The organism is Clostridium tertium (assembly GCF_017873245.1).
In the GTDB taxonomy this organism is placed as follows: Bacteria; Bacillota; Clostridia; order Clostridiales; family Clostridiaceae; genus Clostridium; species Clostridium tertium.
The window spans coordinates 63,297-84,189 of sequence record NZ_JAGGJY010000014.1; the positions used below are offsets into that span (position 1 = coordinate 63,297).

At 28.3% G+C, this 20,893-nt stretch carries 17 protein-coding genes; 15 read left to right on the forward strand and 2 right to left on the reverse strand.

Annotated elements, in window-relative coordinates; translation table 11 throughout:
* Positions 1-151 precede the first annotated feature (151 nt).
* The 3 genes from J2Z25_RS14570 to holA all read left to right on the forward strand — a co-directional run bounded on the left by J2Z25_RS14570 (position 152) and on the right by holA (position 5,411).
* Positions 152-2,650 carry a P-type ATPase actuator domain-containing protein gene (locus J2Z25_RS14570; RefSeq protein WP_209741110.1) on the forward strand — a complete coding sequence of 833 codons (2,499 nt, stop codon included), beginning with the start codon at positions 152-154 and terminating at the stop codon, positions 2,648-2,650.
* Between the two features lie 153 nt (positions 2,651-2,803).
* The gene (locus J2Z25_RS14575; RefSeq protein ID WP_245173411.1) at positions 2,804-4,363 is read left to right on the forward strand and encodes a ComEC/Rec2 family competence protein; all 1,560 of its coding nucleotides are present in this window, start codon (positions 2,804-2,806) and stop codon (positions 4,361-4,363) included.
* A gap of 16 nt (positions 4,364-4,379) precedes the next feature.
* Positions 4,380-5,411, forward strand: a complete 1,032-nt coding sequence (gene holA / locus J2Z25_RS14580) for a DNA polymerase III subunit delta (protein ID WP_209741112.1) — start codon at positions 4,380-4,382, stop codon at positions 5,409-5,411.
* A 45-nt stretch (positions 5,412-5,456) separates the two neighbouring features.
* Here the strand turns inward: holA and rpsT are convergent, their stop codons facing one another.
* A complete protein-coding gene (gene rpsT / locus J2Z25_RS14585; protein ID WP_008677290.1) occupies positions 5,457-5,720 on the reverse strand; it encodes a 30S ribosomal protein S20 in 264 nt (87 codons plus the stop codon).
* A gap of 175 nt (positions 5,721-5,895) precedes the next feature.
* On the opposite strand from rpsT, the gene gpr reads away from it, so the two are divergent.
* The 4 genes from gpr (at position 5,896) to lepA (ending at position 10,587) form a co-directional block, all read left to right on the forward strand.
* Positions 5,896-6,870: a GPR endopeptidase gene (gpr, locus tag J2Z25_RS14590; RefSeq protein ID WP_008677291.1), complete on the forward strand. Its 975-nt coding sequence runs from the start codon at positions 5,896-5,898 to the stop codon at positions 6,868-6,870.
* Positions 6,871-6,947: 77 nt separating this feature from the next.
* The gene (locus tag J2Z25_RS14595; RefSeq protein ID WP_209741113.1) at positions 6,948-8,048 is read left to right on the forward strand and encodes a stage II sporulation protein P; all 1,101 of its coding nucleotides are present in this window, start codon (positions 6,948-6,950) and stop codon (positions 8,046-8,048) included.
* 65 nt (positions 8,049-8,113) lie between these two features.
* Positions 8,114-8,641 carry a hypothetical protein gene (locus tag J2Z25_RS14600; RefSeq protein ID WP_209741114.1) on the forward strand — a complete coding sequence of 176 codons (528 nt, stop codon included), beginning with the start codon at positions 8,114-8,116 and terminating at the stop codon, positions 8,639-8,641.
* Between the two features lie 137 nt (positions 8,642-8,778).
* Positions 8,779-10,587 carry a translation elongation factor 4 gene (gene lepA, locus J2Z25_RS14605; RefSeq protein WP_209741115.1) on the forward strand — a complete coding sequence of 603 codons (1,809 nt, stop codon included), beginning with the start codon at positions 8,779-8,781 and terminating at the stop codon, positions 10,585-10,587.
* Positions 10,588-10,715: 128 nt separating this feature from the next.
* Here lepA and J2Z25_RS14610 read toward each other — a convergent pair whose 3' ends face one another.
* On the reverse strand, positions 10,716-11,627 hold the full coding sequence (locus J2Z25_RS14610; RefSeq protein WP_209741116.1) for a patatin-like phospholipase family protein: 912 nt from the start codon (positions 11,625-11,627) through the stop codon (positions 10,716-10,718).
* A gap of 245 nt (positions 11,628-11,872) precedes the next feature.
* Between J2Z25_RS14610 and J2Z25_RS14615 the strand changes: the two genes are divergently transcribed.
* The 8 genes from J2Z25_RS14615 to tpx all read left to right on the forward strand — a co-directional run bounded on the left by J2Z25_RS14615 (position 11,873) and on the right by tpx (position 20,775).
* A complete protein-coding gene (locus J2Z25_RS14615) occupies positions 11,873-12,142 on the forward strand; it encodes a hypothetical protein (protein WP_008677297.1) in 270 nt (89 codons plus the stop codon).
* A 97-nt stretch (positions 12,143-12,239) separates the two neighbouring features.
* The gene (gene hemW, locus J2Z25_RS14620) at positions 12,240-13,397 is read left to right on the forward strand and encodes a radical SAM family heme chaperone HemW (protein WP_425340186.1); all 1,158 of its coding nucleotides are present in this window, start codon (positions 12,240-12,242) and stop codon (positions 13,395-13,397) included.
* Positions 13,398-13,586: 189 nt separating this feature from the next.
* Positions 13,587-14,618: a heat-inducible transcriptional repressor HrcA gene (gene hrcA, locus J2Z25_RS14625; RefSeq protein ID WP_008677301.1), complete on the forward strand. Its 1,032-nt coding sequence runs from the start codon at positions 13,587-13,589 to the stop codon at positions 14,616-14,618.
* Positions 14,619-14,636: 18 nt separating this feature from the next.
* Positions 14,637-15,239 carry a nucleotide exchange factor GrpE gene (gene grpE / locus J2Z25_RS14630; RefSeq protein ID WP_209741117.1) on the forward strand — a complete coding sequence of 201 codons (603 nt, stop codon included), beginning with the start codon at positions 14,637-14,639 and terminating at the stop codon, positions 15,237-15,239.
* A gap of 53 nt (positions 15,240-15,292) precedes the next feature.
* Positions 15,293-17,149 carry a molecular chaperone DnaK gene (gene dnaK / locus J2Z25_RS14635; RefSeq protein ID WP_209741118.1) on the forward strand — a complete coding sequence of 619 codons (1,857 nt, stop codon included), beginning with the start codon at positions 15,293-15,295 and terminating at the stop codon, positions 17,147-17,149.
* 112 nt (positions 17,150-17,261) lie between these two features.
* Positions 17,262-18,392 carry a molecular chaperone DnaJ gene (dnaJ, locus tag J2Z25_RS14640; protein ID WP_111931723.1) on the forward strand — a complete coding sequence of 377 codons (1,131 nt, stop codon included), beginning with the start codon at positions 17,262-17,264 and terminating at the stop codon, positions 18,390-18,392.
* A gap of 183 nt (positions 18,393-18,575) precedes the next feature.
* Complete coding sequence (locus J2Z25_RS14645; RefSeq protein ID WP_209741119.1) at positions 18,576-20,126, forward strand: nitrite/sulfite reductase; 1,551 nt, start codon at positions 18,576-18,578, stop codon at positions 20,124-20,126.
* A 151-nt stretch (positions 20,127-20,277) separates the two neighbouring features.
* Entirely contained in the window at positions 20,278-20,775 is a 498-nt protein-coding gene (tpx, locus tag J2Z25_RS14650; protein WP_209741120.1) for a thiol peroxidase, read from the forward strand.
* Positions 20,776-20,893 lie beyond the last annotated feature (118 nt).

Sequence of the window (20,893 nt, forward strand, 5' to 3'; positions counted from 1 at the left end):
AGAAATTAATACTTTAAAAAAATATCCTAACAACTTATACTATAAGTGTTAGGTTTTTCTTTTTTTAGTTAAATATAAAAAATGATATAATTAAAATAACTTAAAAAATGATAGTAATAAATGGCGAATTATTAGAGGTAGGAGGAGGAAAATGAAAAGTTATTATGGGAATAGCTGGATAAGGGTGGTAAATTCACTTGGGAGTAATGTAAATAAGGGGCTTTATGAATATGATTGTAATTTAAGAAAAGAAGAGGGTGGGAATAATAAAATTTCTCTTCCACATTCTAGAGGAATGTTTAAATTAGCATTAGACATCTTAAAAGAAAAATACTTGTATTTATATTTATTATTTATAGGATTTTTTTTATTTAATAAATTTTACATAGTTAGTGTACTAACTATATTTTTGCTATTATTTAATTTAGGGTTTAAGTTATATCATGAAGTTTCTAAAGAAAAAGAAATAGAAGTTTTACAAAATTTAAATACTTCTCAAGTGCTAGTTTTAAGAGAAGGAGTAGAGAAGCTAGTAGAAGCAGAAGAGTTAGTAAAAGGAGATATAGTTTATTTTAGAAAAAATTCCATAATTGCAGCTGATATTCGAATTATAGAGAGTGAAAATCTTAAAGTGGATGAAAGTAATGTAACTGGAGATAGATTTTTAAAGGATAAGTTTTCAACAAAGCTAGATAATGAAATATTATCTATTGGTGAAATAAGTAATATTCTTTTTAGAGGATCCTTAGTTAAAGAAGGTTCAGGAAAAGGTATTGTTGTAGAAATTGGGAATAATACACAATTAGGAAAATTAATAAGAATAATAGATGATTCAAATAGCAAAAAGGATATTACTATAAAAAAAGTAGAGGAAATTTTAATTAAACTTGCATTATGTTTAATTATTGTACAAGCAATTTTTATAGTTGTATTTCCTGGGAAATTAATTGACAAAAAACAACTATTTAGTCAAGAGATATTTGCGACAATTTGTATATTTATCCCGCTTATAGCAACATATTATGGAAAATACATAAAAGAAAAAATTTTGAAAGAAGACGATATTGAACTAACAAATTTTTCAGCTTTAGATTTAGTTAATGATGTAAAAATATTTTTTTTAGATAAGCTTGGAACTATAACTAAAAAGGAATTATTTTTAGATAAATTATATACAAATGAACAAATTTATAAATCTAATGCAATAGATATTAATGATATAAATATCAAAAGACTTTTAGATATATCAATACTTTGTAATAATGCAAAGTACAATAGTGATAATAATTGGTCAAAAGGAAATATGTTTGAAGTAGCATATGTAAAATATGGTGTTGAAAATTCTATTTTCAAAGGTAACTTAGAGAGTAAAAATAAGAGGAAGTTCCAAATAAAAAGAGACTCTAATGAGAATATTATAACTACAGTAAATAAAAATAGAAATGGATATAGAGCAAATTCTAGAGGAAGTTTGGAAGGGGTATTAAATTGTTGTACTCACATTCTTATTAATGGAATAGAAAGAGAAATTTCTCCAGAGGATATAATTAAGATTAAACTTGCAGATTTAAATTTTTCAAAGGAAGGATTAGTAACAGAAGCATTTGCATATAGAAGTTTTAATTATGAGCCTTCAGAATTTGAAAATATAGAAAGTAACTTAGTGTTTGTTGGAATTATAGCTTTAGAGAATCCGTTAATTGATGATGTAGTTGATGATATTGAAAATATTATGGAGCAGGGTGTCTTACCAATTATATTTACTGAAGATAATAAAATAGCTTCTGAAATGTTTGGTAAGAAAATAGGTCTTATATCGTCATTAGAACAGATAACTACAGGAGTTGAATTAGAATCTTTAAGTAATGAGGAAATGCTTAAAGTTGTTTCTAAAACGAGGATTTATTGTAAACTAAATCCGGAACAAAAGAATAAAATTATATCATTATATCATACTGATGGATATAAGTTTTCTATTGAGGGAGAAACCTTAGGAGATATTTCTCTTATAAGTTTAGCAAGGGTTGGAATAGTTAAAGGTAAGTTATCAATGTTACTAAAAAAAATGGGAGATATATATACTTATAAAAGTAGTATCAAAGCTTTCTTTAAATTAAAAGAAAAACATGCTGAAGTAGAAGATGGAATAAAAAGAGGAATAAGTATATATACAATAGCTATGCTATGCGAAATTGTATTTTTAAATTTAAAATATTTTATAACAAGCGGAACGGTAGTAGACGAGTATTTTATTATATTAATGAACTTTTTAATGCTTTCACCTATAATACTTATAAATATGATATATGGTAATGATGTTTATAAAGGGAAAAAGGTAGTTTTAAGAGGTATATTATTTTGTGTTATACCTGGAGTTGCAATTTATTTTATAAAAGATAATTATGACATAATAGGATTTTCTTTAATGGGAGTAATGCTGATTATAGATACCTTAATTAATTGTCAAATATTTAAAAAAGGAAATTTAAAAGGAGTAAAGCTATTAATATTAACTATATTAATTTATATAGTATCTTTATTCATATTAATTATGATAACTAAATTTACCTATTCAATGATATTTGTTATTGTGATATCGTGGTTAATATTTATTTTTTTATTAGGAGATTTAATTATAAAAAAATGGTAAAAATTATTAATGAGGTGTTGCCATTTGAACTATGAAGAAAAAATAAATATATTACCATATATATTTATTACTTTTATATTATCAAGTTATATATTTGTAATTTCAAATAGAAATATTGGGCTAGCAATACTTATTGCTAGCTGTTTTTTTATAATGTTAATATTCAAAATAAATTTGAAGTTAACTATTATACTTATAGCTTTCTTTTCAATACCAATAATTAATAATATTTATTACTATAATTTAGAGATCGGTGAAAAAGAAAATGTAAGAATAATATCAATTAATTCGTACGGAGCAACTGCTGAAGTATCAAAAAGAAAGATATATTTATCGGGTAATTTAAAAAATGCTAAATTAGGTGAAAGGCTTATAATAACTGGAAAGTTTACTAAAGAAATAAATCAAGAAAAAGGGGTAATAGGAGAGTTTAAAGTAGATGATTTTAAGAAATTAGATGTTGATTTAAAAGGAAAAATATATAGAATTAGGGAAGATATATTTAATTCATTAAAGGAAAAATTGGGATATAGAAGAGCAGCAATAGTTACATCTATATCATTTGGATACTCAGATTTTTTAGATAGAGATGATGAGGAGGATATGAAGAATTTAGGTGTACTTCATGCAATTTCTGTATCAGGGCTACATATGGTTCTAGTTTACTCAATATTAAAAAGGATATTTGGAAGTAAACTTGCTCCTATAGTTTCTATAATTTATGTAATATTTACAGGTGCTGCATTATCAACTGTAAGATCATATATAATGATGTTATTTATGGGCTTAGCAACTCCTTTAAAAAGAAATTATAATCCTCTTGCATCATTATCTATGGCTGGAGTTGTATTAATTTTATATAAGCCATATAGCGTTTTCGAAGTAGGGTTTCAACTAAGTTTTTTAGCTACTCTTGGGATAATACTATTTAACAAATCAATAAATAAAAAGTTATATAAGTTTCCAAAGTTTTTAAGGGAAGGAATATCTATTTGTTTATCATCACAAGTTTTTACATTTCCAATTTTAATAATATATTTTAAAGAGTTTTCTTTGGGATTTCTAATGGGAAATTTAATACTATTACCTTTAATAAATATAGTAGTTGTACTAGGAAATTTATTAGCTGTTTTAGTTAAATTCAATACTCTTTTTAACTATATAGCTTTTATAACTTATTATGTAACACTATTTATAGATATATCAACAGAATGGTTACTAAATATAACTCCAAATGCCTTATATTTAAATGAAATGGTAATTATATGTTATATTATTATTTCAATTACATGTTATTTTTATTATAAAGGCTATCGAAGAGTTATTTATTTTCCATTAATACTAATTTTCTATTATTACATGTTAGTATATAGTCCATTTCCTAAGATAGAATATTATAAAGATGGAATAATAGCAATAAGCTTTAAAGGAGAACGAAGTATAATTGCTCTGAAAAAAAGTGTAGATTTGGAAAAATATAAAATAGTAACTTTATCACAAAATTCATATAAAGATTTTAATAATATAAGAATAAATGATAATTATCAAATGTTAAAATACAATAAAGATATTATACTAAAAGGAAGAAATAAGAGTTATGTACTTAAAATATCAAAAGGGAAAAATGATTCTAATTATGATATAATAGATTTTAAATTGAGCAATTATAGTAAGATAATTTTGCTTGAAAATAAGATTTTAGTATTTAATTAAAGAAAGGTAGATTAATTTGATAGATTTTGATGCACTAGAAGGTGAAGTTAAAAAAAATAAAATAGAAAATTCTTATATTTTTTGTGGTTTAGATGAGGAACTTATAAAAGAAGGAATAAATTTAATTGTAAATAATACTGTAGACAAATCCTTATTAGATTTAAATTATATAAGGTTAGATGGATTAACTACAAATTTTGATGAAATTATGAATGCTTGTGAAACAATGCCTTTTATGGGAGATAAGAAAGTTGTAGTTGTATATAGAGCAGCATTTTTAAAGGACAAAACAGATAGTGCAAACACTAAAATTTATAATGAAGTATTAAAATATCTAAAGGATTTACCACCTTATACAGTGCTAATAATGTATTATTTATTTAATGATAAAAGAGATACTCCTAAAAAAAATAATAAATTAAAATCCCTAGATAAAGTTTCTAAAGTAGTTTATTTTGATAGGCTTAAAAAAGACAGATATTATAAAAAGGTAGAAGAAGTATTTAAAGCTAATGGCAAAGAAATAGGAAAGATAGAAGCACGATATTTTGCTGAAAAAGTCCAAAATAATTTTGATATAATTAAGAGAGAAGCAGATAAAATTATTTCTTATACTAATGGGAAACAAATAACTAAAAGAGATATAGATAAACTTATAGCTAATTCTAGTGAAGATGATATATTTGATTTAATTGATTTAATATCTCAAAGAAAAGCAGAAAAAGCAATTGATTTACTAGATGAATTATTATTTAAAAGCGATCAACATATGCTAATAATAAGTAATATAGAAAATAATTTCAAAAGATTATATGAAATTAAGATACTTAGCCAAAATGGGCTTAATATAAATGATCTTGCAAGTAAATATAAATTGCCAACTTTTATATGCGAAAAGCTTGTGAACCAATGCAATAAATTTACTGTAAAGCAATTGCAAAGATTAATGGAAATTTGTTTAGAAACTGAAAATAAGCTAAAAACGTCTGGTATAGATAAAACTATGGAGATGGAACTTATGCTTTTTAATATATTTATGGTAAAGTAATTATGTAAAATAATAGCCGGTCCAGTGGACCGGCTTCTTATTTGATTACGCCATAGCGTTTAACTTTGCAGCTAATCTTGATTTCTTTCTAGCTACCATGTTCTTGTGACATACTCCTTTTTGAGCTGCCATGTCTAAAGCTTTAACAGCCTTAGGGAAAAGAACGTTAGCTTCTTCTGCATTATTTGCAGCAACAGCAGTTTCAAACTTCTTTATAGCAGTTTTTAAAGCTGATTTTATCATTCTGTTTTGAGCAGTCTTAGCTTCTGTAACTTTAATTCTCTTTTTTGCTGATTTAATATTTGCCATTCTAAATTCACCCCCTTAATAATTTTATAGGGTCTCTTTGCAGCTTTGGGGAAATCTGCGTTCGAGTTCGTTTTTAACATACTAGATTATATCATTGAAACTTTATAAGTTCAAGTATTAAATTATAACATTAAGGAAAAATAAGAAGGATGGAAGAATTTTAGGAGGTATTAGTATGATAAATGTAAGAACAGATTTAGCTATAGAAGCACGAGACATGTATACAAAAGAAAATAAAAGAGAACTTGATGGAGTTATTGTAGAAGAAGAAAAGGAAGATGATATAAAAATAACTACAGTAACTATAGAAAGTGATGAAGCAGGAAAGGAACTTGGAAAACCTAAGGGGAATTATATAACTATAGATTTTCCAGAATTTACACACTATGATGGAGAATCTATGGATAAAGTATCTAAGGTTGTTGACAATGTGTTAAAAAGAATGGTTGATATCTCAGAAGAAAAGACAGCTTTAGTTGTTGGACTTGGAAACTGGAATGTAACTCCTGATGCACTTGGACCAAAGGTAACAGAAAAAATTATGGTAACTAGACATTTAAAACAAGTGATGCCAGATGCAATAGATGATTCAGTAAGACCCGTTTGTTGTATATCACCAGGTGTTTTAGGTGTTACTGGAATAGAAACAGGAGAAATAGTAAAGTCTTTAGTAGATAGAATAAAACCAGATTTAGTCATATGTATAGATGCATTAGGATCTAGAAAATTAGAAAGAGTTAATAGAACTATTCAAATAAGTGATACTGGAATTTCTCCAGGAGCAGGCGTTGGCAATCATAGAATGAAAATAAATGAAGAAGTGTTAGGAGTAAAGGTTATTGCAATTGGAGTTCCAACTGTAGTTCATGCATCAACAATAGCAAATGATACTATTGATTTATTGCTTGATGAACTCATAAGTAAGGCAGAAAGTGGAAAAGAGTTTTATAATATGTTAAAGTCAGTGGATAAAGTTGAAAAGAGCAATTTAATAAAAGAAATATTAGATCCATTTGTTGGAGATTTAATGGTAACTCCTAAAGATGTTGATGCGGTTATAGAATCTTTAGCAAAAATAATTGCTAATGGAATAAACATGGCAGTACAACCTAATTTGGATATGGAAGATATAAATAAATTTATGAATTAATTAAATAAATTTAATAAAAGTATTAATAATTATGTAACTCCCCTAATATAAATAATATAGAAAAGGGGGAGTTGCCGTTGTATTCATTAAGACAAACTATACCTAAGCAAAAACTAAGAAGTGTTAGGGGAAAACCAGCCTCACCTAAATCAGGCTTTAATTTTGGATATGTAATAATTATACTTGCTGTTATTGTATTTTTTATAAGAGCAATGGGAGTTATAAATAAATACAATGAGCGAGGTGGCTATGCATATGTTCAAATGTTAAACTTTACTATGCCAGTTGTTAAAACTCAAGTGTATGATGAAGGTGAGTATGCAGAAAATAACCTTTCAGTAAAGAATGTAGCGTTAGAAGCTTTAGGTCTTAGAGGATTTAGTACTTATGGAATAGTTGGAAGAGAAATAAGCTTGTTTAAAGACAGTATTTTAGGAGATTCTGCTTTAGGATCAGCAATAAAAGGTTTAACACCGTTTTCATTGAAAAACGAAAGTATAGCTAAAATGACCTCAGAGGAAATTGCAGAATTAAATAAGGTAAGTGCAGCATATGATCCAAGCTTAAAGAAAGCATTAGATAACTCAAAGCCAGAAGTCCTTATATTCCATACACATACAACAGAAAACTATGCAGAAGCAGGAAAAGATACTACTGATAGTAACTTTAATGTTGTAGGTGTTGGTGATGTTTTATCGAAGGAACTAGAAGAAGGGTATGGAATATCGGTAATTCACGATAAGACAAATCATAGTGTTTCTTATAATGATTCTTATACAAGATCCAATCAGACGTTAACAAATTATTTGAATAAGTATGGTGATTTTAAAATAATAATAGACTTGCATAGAGATAGCGTAGCTAATAAAGATGCAGTAACAGTTAATTTAAATGATCAAAATTTAGCTAAGATGATGTTTGTTACAGGACAAAACAGTACAAGATATGAAGCTAATAAAGCCTTGGTGGATGAATTGTATAATACTGCTAATACTTTATTTCCAGGGATAATTAGAAACACTTATGAATATGAAATTGCAGCAACATCTATCAATTATAGCTTAAGTGACAATTTTGTACTTATAGAAGTAGGTGCAAATGTAAATACTGCTCAAGAAGCAAAATTAACTGCAAAATATATAGCAAGAGTTTTGGCAGAACACTTAAATAGGAATTAAAATTGAATAAAATTTGATATTTATGAGCATCCTTTTAGATAATAAAAATACTAGGGGGTGCTTTTTTGTTTAATAAAAAAGTCTTAATAGGAACATTAATATTTTCATTATTAATATTTATTGGTTTTGTTCAAATTAATATTGTAAATACTAGAGCATTATCACCAATTGGGAATGGAGAAGATAATTATCAGTTAGTAAAAGAAGAATTTGGAGAAGATTTTGAGGAATTTATAAGGGATAATGCAGAAATTAAAATCTATACCACAGATGAAAATAATGAAAATACAACCATAAAGGTATCAGATAAAGAGTTTATGATAAATGCTAATAATCCAGTAACAGAAAAAATTTACATGTTAGGTAGTAGTATATATAATGGATTTAATAGTATAAAGAATAAAATTAATGATAAAATAAAGAGTGATGACAAGGATGAGGAAACAAATTCTATAAATGAAAATAGTCAAGAAGATATAAATGAAAGTAATCAACACGATGAAAATAATATAGAACCTAAAGATAAAAATATAAATACTAATAGTGATAAATTAGATAAAATAGTTGATGACTTTTTAGAAAAATCTAATTAGATATAGTATTTTACAGCGTTTAACAACTTCACATTTATATTGACATGTATCCTAGGCATTGTGATATAATTTACTTTGATTTAATTATAATGGGGGTGAAGTGACTATTAACCAAAAAAACGGTTGTAGTTTTATATATGAGTAGTAATAGACAAAAACATATTAGAAATTTTTCAATAGTTGCCCATATAGATCATGGGAAGTCAACCCTAGCTGATAGATTATTAGAAGCCACAGGAACTCTAACACAAAGAGAAATGGAAGAGCAAATCCTTGACAATATGGAAATAGAAAGAGAAAGAGGAATAACTATTAAGTCTCAAGCAGCAAGACTTATATATAGAAGATCAGATGGAGAAGAGTATATATTAAATTTAATAGATACTCCTGGTCACGTAGATTTTACATATGAAGTTTCAAGAAGCTTAGCTGCATGTGAAGGAGCAGTTTTAGTTGTAGATGCTACACAAGGAGTTCAAGCACAAACTTTGGCAAATTGTTATTTAGCATTAAATAATGATTTAGAAATAGCTCCGGTAATAAATAAAGTTGACTTACAATCTGCAAGACCAGATGAAGTTAAGCAAGAAATAGAAGATATAATCGGTATAGAAGCACAAGATGCACCAATGATATCTGCTAAAACAGGTCTAAATATAGGAGATGTTTTAGAAACTGTAGTAGAAAATATACCTGCACCAGATGGAGATGAAGAGGCGCCTCTTAAAGCATTAATATTTGATTCATATTATGATAGTTATAAGGGTGTTGTTTCATATGTAAGAATATTTGATGGCGTAGTTAAACCAGGAACTAAAATTAAGTTAATGGCTACAAATAAGGTATGTGAAGTAACTGAAGTAGGTGTGTTTACGCCTAAGACACTACCGATAGGTGAATTGCGTGCAGGAGATGTAGGATATATTGCTGCATCTATTAAAAATGTAAGAGATGCAAGAGTTGGTGATACTATAACTGAAGCTGATAGACCAACAGCTGAAGCACTGCCAGGTTATAAACCAGCAGTACCAATGGTTTATTCAGGAATTTATCCTGTAGATGGAGCAAAATATCAAGAACTTAAAGATGCTTTAGAAAAGCTTCAAATAAATGATGCTGCTTTAAGCTTTGAGCCAGAAACATCTATAGCTTTAGGGTTTGGGTTTAGATGCGGATTCTTAGGATTATTACACATGGAAATAATTCAAGAAAGAATTGAAAGAGAATTTAATTTAGATATAATTACAACTGCACCATCAGTTATATACAAGGTAATAAAAACTAATGGTGATATAATAGAACTTACAAATCCTACAAATCTTCCAGAAGCAACAGAGATAGAGTACATGGAAGAACCAATAGTTAAGGCAAGTATAATAGCACCTTCTGATTATGTTGGAGCTGTAATGGAATTATGTCAAGAAAGAAGAGGAACTTTTATTGATATGCAATATTTAGAGGAAACAAGAGTTTCTATAAATTATGATATTCCATTAAATGAAATAGTATATGATTTCTTTGATACATTAAAATCTAGAACAAGAGGATATGCATCATTAGATTATGAATTTAAAGGATATACTCAAACTGAACTAGTTAAGCTTGATATAATGTTAAATGGAGATGTTGTAGATGCATTATCTATGATAGTACCAAGAGAAAAAGCTTATGAAAAAGGAAGAGGAATTGCTGAAAAGTTAAAAGAAATAATTCCGAGACAAATGTTTGAAGTTCCAATTCAAGCAGCAGTTGGTTCAAAGATAATAGCAAGAGAAACAGTTAAGGCTATGAGAAAAGATGTTCTTGCTAAATGTTACGGTGGAGATATATCAAGAAAGAAAAAGCTATTAGAAAAGCAAAAAGAAGGAAAGAAGAGAATGAGACAAGTGGGATCAGTTGAAATACCACAAGAAGCATTCATGGCAGTTCTTAAAGTAGATAAATAAATTCAAATATCAAAAAGGCTAAGTTTCATAAAGAAACTTAGCTTTTTTGATAGATAACTATAAGAGTAAGGTGGTAATATTATAATTTATTATATTTAAATTTACCTAAAGTTGTGCATTATATTAAATTATTTTAAATAAATATTTTCGATATAATTGTATAAAGATGATAAGTCATAAGTATTAGCTATTAACTTCAAGTAAGGAATAAATTTATAATCATCCATTTCAATAAACTTAGAGACCTTTGGATTTATCCTAAAATATTTAGATTTTAAAATTTCTTTGCAGTACATATCTTCTAAATCTGACATTCCATCCATTAAAAGAGCTAATAATGGGGATTTCATTTTAGCTAAGGGGTGAAATGACCATTGTAAAATTCCCCATTTTTCTGTTTTGCCGTTAATCCTTTCAGGACTATCACCAGTACCTATAGAAAGCAGTCTTATCTGCTCTAGGTTATAAGAAGGGCCAAGAGCTGCTAAAGCGGCTAACAATGAAATAGCTGTAGGAGAATTAGCAATAACGCCTCCATCGACAAAACCTTTATATGATGGAAAGTATGTAGGGGCAGCTGAGCTTGATAAGATAGTATCTTTTACACTAAAATCACATGTTGGATTTTTAGATAAATTATTAAAGAATATTGGTTCCCAAGTATTTTTGTTTAATCCCTTTACATGAAAAGCAGGAATAAAAATAAATTTTTTTAAGTCTCCAACTTTTAGGTTGTCATCGAAATAATTTGAGATAATATTCTTCAAATTAATATTATTAAACTTGGGACGAAATAAATTAAAATGAGATGGAGAAAAAATTTTTTTTGCAGTAGGATTACTGTATAAATTACTTATTTCATTAATAGAAACCTCTTTTGCTAGCAATGAAGCAATTATTGAACCAGTTGAAGTGCCTGTAAATAAATCTACTTCATCTAAAAAGTTGGGATATTTCGAACAAATTCTATTTAAAATTTCGACACTTAAAGCACCTTTAATTCCACCACCATCGAAGGCGAGTATTTTAAATGTTTTCAAAATAAATCTCTCCTTATACAAACTATTTTTCAAGTGATAATCTATAGATAATATATTCAATTAAAGAGTTATTGACATAGAAGTTACAATAAAAATTTAATAGGGAATTATCTTAATTATGTAGGCAATCAGTAGAATATATAAATTTTTTATAAAATTATTTACTTAATAAATATATTTGTAATTAAAGTTAATAAAGGAAAATATATTTAAATTGTATAAAATATTTAAGTGAGGTGTATGTTATGCTAGAGGCAAAATTGAGGGATTTAAAAAAGAAGGGAAAAGTATTAAGAAATTCAGGGTTAGTAACTGGTACCATTAAAAGAAAAAATGGAGAAACATCATTAATATCAATGGTTAGTCATAAATTAGAAACATATATTTTAAGAAATGGATTAAATGCAACAATGAAGGTGAATTTAGAAGGTAATGTAATCGATACAAAGATTCGACGAGCGCAGAAGGACATAGTATTACACAACATTATTAATATAGATCTTATAGAAATATAAAAATAGGAGAATAAATTATATTATATAATTTATTCTCCTATTTTTTATCTTTTCATTTTGGAGTAGTTCTGTATAATAGCAATAAAGAGAAATTTAAATGATAGAAAGAGTGATTATACAAATGAAAGATTTAAAAGAAATAGCACTTTATATACATATACCGTTTTGTAAACAAAAATGTTTTTATTGTGATTTTCCATCTTATGCTTCATTAGATCATCTTAAAGATGATTATGTAGATGCATTATGCAAGGAAATAGATGAAAAAGTAATAGACTATAAAATAAAAAGTATATTTATAGGCGGAGGAACTCCATCTTATTTGGAAATTAATCAAATATATAAATTACTAAAAACTATAAGTAAACTTAATATAACTGAAAATATGGAATTTACTATGGAATGTAATCCTGGAGCATTAGAAAAAGAAAAATTAGAAACTATGCTAAGTGGTGGTGTAAATAGAATAAGCATGGGACTTCAAGCAGTACAAAATTCACTTTTAAAAGATATAGGAAGAATACATAGTTTTAAGCAATTTGAAGAAAATTTCAATTTAGCTAGGAAAGTTGGCTTTAAGAATATAAATGTAGATCTGATGTTTGGATTGCCAAATCAAAAAGTAGATGAGTGGAAAGAATCTCTAGAAACAATTGCAAAGTTAAACCCAGAGCATATTTCTGCGTATAGTCTGATTATAGAGGAAGGAACAGCATTTTATAAACTATGGAAAAGAAACAAACTAATATTACCTTCAGAGGATGATGAGAGGGAGATGTATTCAACTACTAAGGAAATACTTAAGGAGCATGGATATAATCAGTATGAAATATCTAATTATTCAAAACCAGGGTATGAGTGCTATCATAATAAGGTTTATTGGCGATGTGATGATTATTTGGGAGTTGGATCTGCTTCAAGTTCATTTATAGATGGAAAAAGAATAAAAAATATAGAAGATGTAAAGTCTTATATAGAAAAAGTTAATAGTAACGAGAGTGTCATAGAAGAAGTAATTGAAAATTCAAAAGAAGATAATATGGAAGAATTTATATTTATGGGACTTAGAATGAATGTAGGAGTAAGCATTAATGAATTTAAAGGAAGATTTGGAATACACATAAATAGTATATATAAAGATGTTATAGAGAAAAATATAAACAAAAAGTTACTTGTATTAGAAAATGATATTTTAAGGCTAACTGATAAAGGGATTGAGTTATCTAATTTGGTTATGAGTGATTTTATATTATAAAATGGAGTGCCTAGAAAACAAGAGAATATGTTAAAAAAGTAGAGAAAAATAGTGATAAATTAATAAAATTAAATGAGGTTATTTAATTTATAAGTTATTCAAATTGACAAAAAAGGTAATAAGGAATATATTGATATTGTAGTCATTAGCACTCGATTATAATGAGTGCTAACAGATAGAGGTGATGTAATGGCTATTGATGAAAGAAAAATAAAAATACTTCAGGCTATCATTAATGACTATATCATGACAGGGGAACCAGTAGGTTCAAGGACAATAGCTAAGAAATATGATTTAGGAGTTGGATCAGCTACAATAAGAAATGAAATGGCTGATTTAGAAGAAATGGGTTATCTAGAGCAACCACATACATCTGCAGGTAGAATACCTTCAAACAAAGGATATAGGCTATATGTAGATAAGCTAATGGAAACTGGAAGGCTAACTCGAGAAGAGGAGCTTAAAATAAGGGAGTACATTATAAATTCAGCAATGTATGAGGTTGATAAGATAGTAAAGCAAGCTTGTTCATTGTTGTCAGAGCTTACTAATTTAACTACTGTAGTACAGACTCCATCTGTAAGAAGTAGCTATATAAGATCTATTCAATTACTTACTATTGATAGTCATAATTTGGTTTCAGTAATAGTAGCAGATAGTGGAATTATTAAGAATCACAGAATAAGAATAAATAATATGCCAAAGCCTGAAACTATTCGAATGATAAATGAAGTCTTAAATATAAGGCTAAGGAATCTAACTATTGAAGAAATTAATTTGGAAGTAATTAATAAGCTCAAAGTAGAATTAAATGGCTACGATGAACTATTTAATGGAATATTACCTGCTTTATATGAAACATTAAAAGAAGCTAACAATACAGAAGTATTTGTTGAAGGAACTACAAATATATTTAATTATCCTGAGTATAATAATATTGAAAAAGCTAAGGAAATTCTTTCTTTAATTAATGATAAAGATAATTTAATAGATTTGATAGAACCTAGTAGTGATATTACCATAAGAATAGGTGATGAAAATTATTTTCCAGAGGCTAAGGATTGTTCAATTATATCAGCGGAGTATTCATTGGATGGAAGACCTATTGGTAAGATTGGATTAATTGGACCAAAGAGGATAAATTACTCTAAGGTTATAGCTATTATGGGGCAAGTTATGAAAGAGTTAAATAAAAGCTTAAGAAATCAAATTATAGAATAAAAGAGATGAGGTGTTGTTGTGGAAGATAACAAAGAGGTAATAGAAGATATAGAAGAAACAGTTGAAACAGAAAATAATGAGGATGTAAATTCTACTACTGAATCAGAAACAGATCAATCTTCAGATGATATAGTTGAAGAAAATAATGATAAGGAAAATGATCTAGATAATATGAGAAAATTAAAAGATGAAAATAAGAAGCTAAACAATGAAGTAGAAGCTTTAAAAGAAAGATTACTTAGAATATCAGCAGAATATGATAATTACAGAAAAAGAACAACTAAGGAAAAAGAAGGCATTTATACAGAGGCGTGTACAGATGTATTAAAAGAAATGATTCCAGTATTAGATACATTAGAAAGAGCAATAGCTGTTGATGGAAGTGTAGAAGACTTCAAAAAAGGAATAGATATGACTATAAAAGGTTTTAAAGGATCCTTTGAAAAATTAGGAGTTGAAGAAATAGATGCAACTGGTGAATTTGATCCAAATCTACATCAAGCAGTTATGCACGTTCAAGATGAATCATTTGGTACTAATTCAGTAGTTGAAGTATTCCAAAAGGGATATAAAAGAGGCGAAAAGATAATTAGATATACAATGGTAAAAGTAGCTAACTAATATTGATATTAACTAAACTTATTAAAAAGATAGTTTTTAGGAGGAAATAAATTATGGGAAAAATAATAGGAATTGATTTAGGAACAACTAACTCATGTGTAGCTGTTATGGAAGGTGGAGAACCAGTAGTAATCAGCAACTCAGAAGGGGCAAGAACTACTCCATCAGTAGTTTCATTCCAAGCAAATGGAGAAAGATTAGTAGGTCAAGTAGCTAAAAGACAAGCGATCACAAACCCAGATAAAACAATAATATCAATAAAGAGACATATGGGTACAAATTATAAAGTTAATATAGATGGCAAAGATCATTCACCACAAGAAATATCAGCAATGGTACTTCAAAAAATAAAAGCTGATGCAGAAGCTTATTTAGGAGAAGCTGTAACTCAAGCAGTTATAACAGTTCCTGCATATTTTAATGACTCAGAAAGACAAGCGACTAAAGATGCTGGTAAAATAGCTGGATTAGAAGTATTAAGAATAATAAATGAACCTACAGCAGCTGCTTTAGCTTATGGTTTAGATAAAATGGATACAAATCAAAAAATCTTTGTTTATGACTTAGGTGGTGGTACATTCGACGTATCTATCTTAGAACTTGGTGATGGAGTATTCGAAGTTTTATCAACAAATGGAGATACTAAATTAGGTGGAGATGACTTTGACCAAAGAATAATGGATCATATAGCTGAAACATTTAAGGCTGAAAATGGAATAGATTTAAGAAATGATAAAATGGCACTTCAAAGATTAAAAGAAGCTGCTGAAAAAGCTAAGATTGAATTATCATCATCAATGCAAACAAACATTAACTTACCATTTATAACAGCAGATGCAACAGGTCCAAAGCATATTGATATGAACTTAACTAGAGCTAAATTCAATGAAATAACTCATGACTTAGTTCAAAGATCAATTGAGCCAATGAAAAAAGCTTTAGCAGATGCAAATCTTTCATTAAGTGATATCAATAAGGTAATATTAGTTGGGGGATCAACAAGAATCCCAGCTGTTGTAGAAGCAGTTAAAAACTTTACTGGAAAAGAACCTTCAAAGGGAGTAAACCCAGATGAATGTGTTGCAGTTGGAGCAGCTATTCAAGCAGGTGTATTAACTGGAGAAGTTAAAGATGTATTGTTACTAGATGTTACTCCATTAACATTAGGAATTGAAACATTAGGTGGAGTTGCTACACCACTTATTGAAAGAAATACTACAATTCCAGCTAAGAAGAGTCAAACATTCTCAACTGCAGCAGATGGTCAAACATCAGTTGAAATTCATGTAGTTCAAGGTGAAAGACAAATGGCAGCTGACAATAAGACTCTAGGTAGATTTACATTATCAGGTATTGCGCCAGCTCCTAGAGGAATTCCACAAATTGAAGTTACATTTGATATAGATGCAAATGGATTAGTTAAAGTATCAGCTGTTGATAAAGCAACTAATAAAGAAGCTAATATAACTATTACAGCTTCAACTAACTTAAGTGAATCTGAAGTAGAAGCAGCAGTAAAAGAAGCAGAAAGATTTGCAGAAGAAGATAAGAAGAGAAAAGAAAAAATAGAAGTTAAAAATAATGCAGATCAAGTTGCTTATCAAACAACTAAAACTTTAGAAGAACTTGGTGATAAAGTAACAGCTGACGATAAAGCTAAGGTTCAAGCTAAACTTGATGAATTAAACAAAGTAAAAGATGGCGAAGATTTAGAAGCTATAAAGAAAGCTATGGATGAATTAAACCAAGAATTCTATGCGATATCATCAAAGATATATGCTGATGCAAATGCAAATGGTGCAGCAGGTGCTGGATTTGATCCAAACAATATGGGAGGAGCAGGTGCAAGCCAAACTCCACAAGATGATAATGTTGTAGATGCAGATTTCGAAGTTAAAGAAGATAAATAATATTTTAAAGGCGATAAATAGTTGTAACCTATTAGTCTAATATATATAATATATGAGGGAAGGCATAAGTCGTCTTCCCTTTTATAAAGTAAAAAAATGGTGGTGAAAATAGATGGCAAATAAAGACTATTATGCATCCCTTGGGCTTCAAAAGGGAGCTTCAGATGAAGAAATAAAAAAGGCCTTTAGAAAGCTAGCTATAAAATATCATCCTGATAAAAACCAAGGCAATAAAGAAGCAGAGGATAAGTTTAAAGAAATAAATGAAGCTTATCAAGTGCTTTCAGATCCAGAAAAAAAAGCGAGATATGATCAGTTTGGAACAGCGGATTTTGACGGAAGTGGATTTGGATCAGGTGGGTTTGGTGGCTTTGACTTCTCAGATATGGGAGGTTTTGGAGATATATTTGATAGCTTCTTTGGCGGCGGCGGTGGTAGCAGTAGAAGAAGAAATGGGCCACAAAGAGGTGCAGATTTAGAATATACAGTTAATTTAACCTTTGAAGAGGCTATATTTGGAGTAGAAAAGGAAATTTCTATAAATAGAAGTGAAACTTGTGATTCATGTAAAGGTAGTGGAGCTAAAACAGGTACTTCAGCAAAAACTTGTCCAACATGTAATGGTCAAGGTCAAGTAAGAGTTCAAAGGCAAACACCTTTAGGAAGCTTTGTAAGTACTTCAACATGTAGCACGTGTGGTGGTAGTGGTAAAGTAATAGATGATCCATGCACTACATGTCATGGAAAAGGAAATGTTAGAAAAAACAGAAAAATAACTGTTAATATTCCAGCTGGAGTTGATACAGGAAATGTTATGCCGCTTAGAGGGCAAGGAGATCATGGAACTAATGATGGTCCTCCAGGAGATTTATATGTAAGAATAAATGTTGCTTCATCTAAGAAGTTTACAAGAAAAGGAAATGATATATATATAGATACTCATATATCTATGGGGAAAGCAGCGCTAGGAACTGAAATAACTGTTGCAACTGTAGATGGAGATGTAAAATATACAATTCCTGCAGGAACACAATCAGGAACTTTATTTAGATTAAAGGGAAAAGGTGTTCCAAGAGTAAATTCATCAGGCAGAGGAGATCAATATGTTAAGGTAATTGTTGATATTCCTAAAAACTTAAATGATAAGCAAAAAGATGCTTTAAAAGCATTTATGGAAGCTTGTGGAGAAAATGTTGGTGAAGGAACCCATCATAAAAAAGGATTTAAAGATTTATTTAAATAAAAGAATTAGCATGTTGCTAATTCTTTTTTTATAAAATATATGATATATGCACAAAATACTAAAAGTGATATGATATACAATATAAGTTTTCCCTATTATTACTATAGGAATATTCAATAAATGTATATTATATTTAGTGATATAATTAACAATAGTACTAATTTATAAAAGAGGTGGTATGAAATGGACAAATTAAAAGAAGTTCTATATGGAGAAATAGAAGAATTTAGAAAAGAAGGACATAAATTTTTAAATGGGGAATTAAATGTAATGCAATTCAAGCATGTATCTGGAGGATTTGGTGTATATGCTCATAGAGGTGGTAAAGAATTCATGATAAGACTTAGGATTCCTTCAGGTATAACTAATATTGATGAAATGTATAAGGTTTATGATTTTGCAAAAAGATATGGATTGGATAAAATACATTTAACAACACGTCAAGCAATACAACTACATGGTCTAAGTATTGATGAAGTTTGTGATTTAATGAAGGAAGCTTTAGATAATGATATATATACTAGAGGTGCAGGAGGAAATTATCCAAGAAATGTTGCTATGTCACCGCTATCTGGGGTTGATCCAAAAGAAGAGTTCGATGTAACTCCTTATGCAAAAGCTGTAGGGAATTATTTTTTAGAAAGAATTTATACTTATAAGCTTCCTAGAAAACTTAAAGTTTCATTTTCGAATAGTGAATATGATTCAGCACATTGTACTGTTCAAGATTTAGGTTTTGTTGCAGTTAATAAAGATGGAGAGAAGTATTTTCAAATATATTTAGGTGGAGGCTTAGGACAAAATCCTAGAAAAGCAGTTAAATATTATGATTTAATTGAAGCAAAAGATGTACTTTATTATGTAGAAGCAATGGTAAGCTTATTTAAGGCTGAAGGAAATTATGAAAATAGAAATAAAGCACGTGTTAGATATATTTTAGAAAGAATGGGCGAGAAAGATTTCTTAGAATGTTATAAAAAACATATAGAAGAAGTTATAGAAAAAGGTAATTTAGAAATACAAGTTGAAGATAAAATTTGTAATAAAAAAGGAATAGAAGTAGAAATTAATAATCCAAGAATTATTGACCAAAAACAAACAGGATTATATAGTGTTTATCTTCATCCGATTGGAGGGCAATTACTTGCTAATGATTTAAAAGCAATTCTAGATACAATTAAAAATTTTGAAGATATAGAAATTAGATTAGCTATGACAGAAGGAGTTTATTTTAGAAACTTAAATGGTAATGAAGCTAGAGAACTATTAGAATTAACTGAAAATATGGGGGCAACAACTAATTTCGAGCAAAGTGTATCTTGTATAGGAGTACCAACATGTCAAGTGGGAATATGTAATAGTCAAGGAACGTTAAACTCAATTATGGATTATTTTAAAGATAAAGAATATAAATCAGATGTATTACCAAGAGTCTATATTTCAGGGTGTGGAAATTCTTGTGGGGTTCATCAAATTGGATCTATAGGATTTACTGGTAAGAAGAAGAGAGTAGGAGAAAAAATTGAGGAATGCTTCACTATGTTTGCTGGTGGATCATTTGGTGTAGGAAAAACAAATTTAGGCAATTCTTATGGAGATATTCCAGGCAATAAGATTCCAGAATTTTTATATGAACTTTCTAAAGCTATAGAAGTTAGTGATTTAAAATTTGAAGAATATCTAGAAGAAAAAGAAGAAAGCTTTAAAGAAATAGTAAATAAATACGCTGTATAAAAATTTAATTAATTGCCTTCCACTTACAGCAGAAAATTATAACGATAAAAAGTATTTACAAATAATAATTATCAAGTATAATTGAAATATATAATTTTATGAGATTTTGGAAAAGATAGAATAGAAATCTTAAAGTAAGGAGAAGGGTAAAATGAAACAAGTAAAATTTCAAGGATCACCAATAACATTAGAAGGAAACACATTAAGTGTTGGAGATAAGTTGTCGGATTTTTCAGTTACAACAAATGATTTAGGAGAATTTACTCTTAAAGATACAAATGGTGTTAGGGTATTTTTAACAGTACCTTCAATAGATACACCAGTTTGTGATATGGAAGTAAAAAGATTTAATAAAGAAGTAGATAGTTTAGATGGAGTAACATGTTATACTATTTCAATGGATTTACCATTTGCACAAGCTAGATGGTGTGGATCAGAAGGAGTAGAAAAAGTTAAGACTTTATCAGACTACAAAGATAGAAGTTTTGCTAAGGCTACTGGAACTTATGCAAAAGAATTAGGTTTATTAACAAGAGCATCATTTGTTGTAGATTCAAATGGAGTTGTAACTTTTGTTGAGTATCTTGATGAAATAACAAGTGAACCAAGTTATGATAAAGTTTTAGAAGCAGCTAAATCAGCAAAATAATATATGTTAAAAATTAAAAGTATTTGGGGCTTCCAAATACTTTTAATTTTTTTTATTTATTTAAAAGGAATTAATTACTTTAGTTTTAAATATAGACAGAAAGTTAACATAAGTGTAA

What these genes read in the sequence shown, in the direction of transcription:
- dnaJ (WP_111931723.1), top strand. Translation starts at nt 17,262, where the DNA reads ATGGCAAATAAAGACTATTATGCATCCCTTGGGCTTCAAAAGGGAGCT.
- hrcA (WP_008677301.1), top strand. Translation starts at nt 13,587, where the DNA reads ATGGCTATTGATGAAAGAAAAATAAAAATACTTCAGGCTATCATTAAT.
- hemW (WP_425340186.1), top strand. Translation starts at nt 12,240, where the DNA reads ATGATAGAAAGAGTGATTATACAAATGAAAGATTTAAAAGAAATAGCA.
- rpsT (WP_008677290.1), bottom strand. Translation starts at nt 5,720, where the DNA reads ATGGCAAATATTAAATCAGCAAAAAAGAGAATTAAAGTTACAGAAGCT.
- J2Z25_RS14645 (WP_209741119.1), top strand. Translation starts at nt 18,576, where the DNA reads ATGGACAAATTAAAAGAAGTTCTATATGGAGAAATAGAAGAATTTAGA.
- lepA (WP_209741115.1), top strand. Translation starts at nt 8,779, where the DNA reads ATGAGTAGTAATAGACAAAAACATATTAGAAATTTTTCAATAGTTGCC.
- J2Z25_RS14615 (WP_008677297.1), top strand. Translation starts at nt 11,873, where the DNA reads ATGCTAGAGGCAAAATTGAGGGATTTAAAAAAGAAGGGAAAAGTATTA.
- dnaK (WP_209741118.1), top strand. Translation starts at nt 15,293, where the DNA reads ATGGGAAAAATAATAGGAATTGATTTAGGAACAACTAACTCATGTGTA.
- gpr (WP_008677291.1), top strand. Translation starts at nt 5,896, where the DNA reads ATGATAAATGTAAGAACAGATTTAGCTATAGAAGCACGAGACATGTAT.
- J2Z25_RS14570 (WP_209741110.1), top strand. Translation starts at nt 152, where the DNA reads ATGAAAAGTTATTATGGGAATAGCTGGATAAGGGTGGTAAATTCACTT.
- tpx (WP_209741120.1), top strand. Translation starts at nt 20,278, where the DNA reads ATGAAACAAGTAAAATTTCAAGGATCACCAATAACATTAGAAGGAAAC.
- J2Z25_RS14575 (WP_245173411.1), top strand. Translation starts at nt 2,804, where the DNA reads ATGTTAATATTCAAAATAAATTTGAAGTTAACTATTATACTTATAGCT.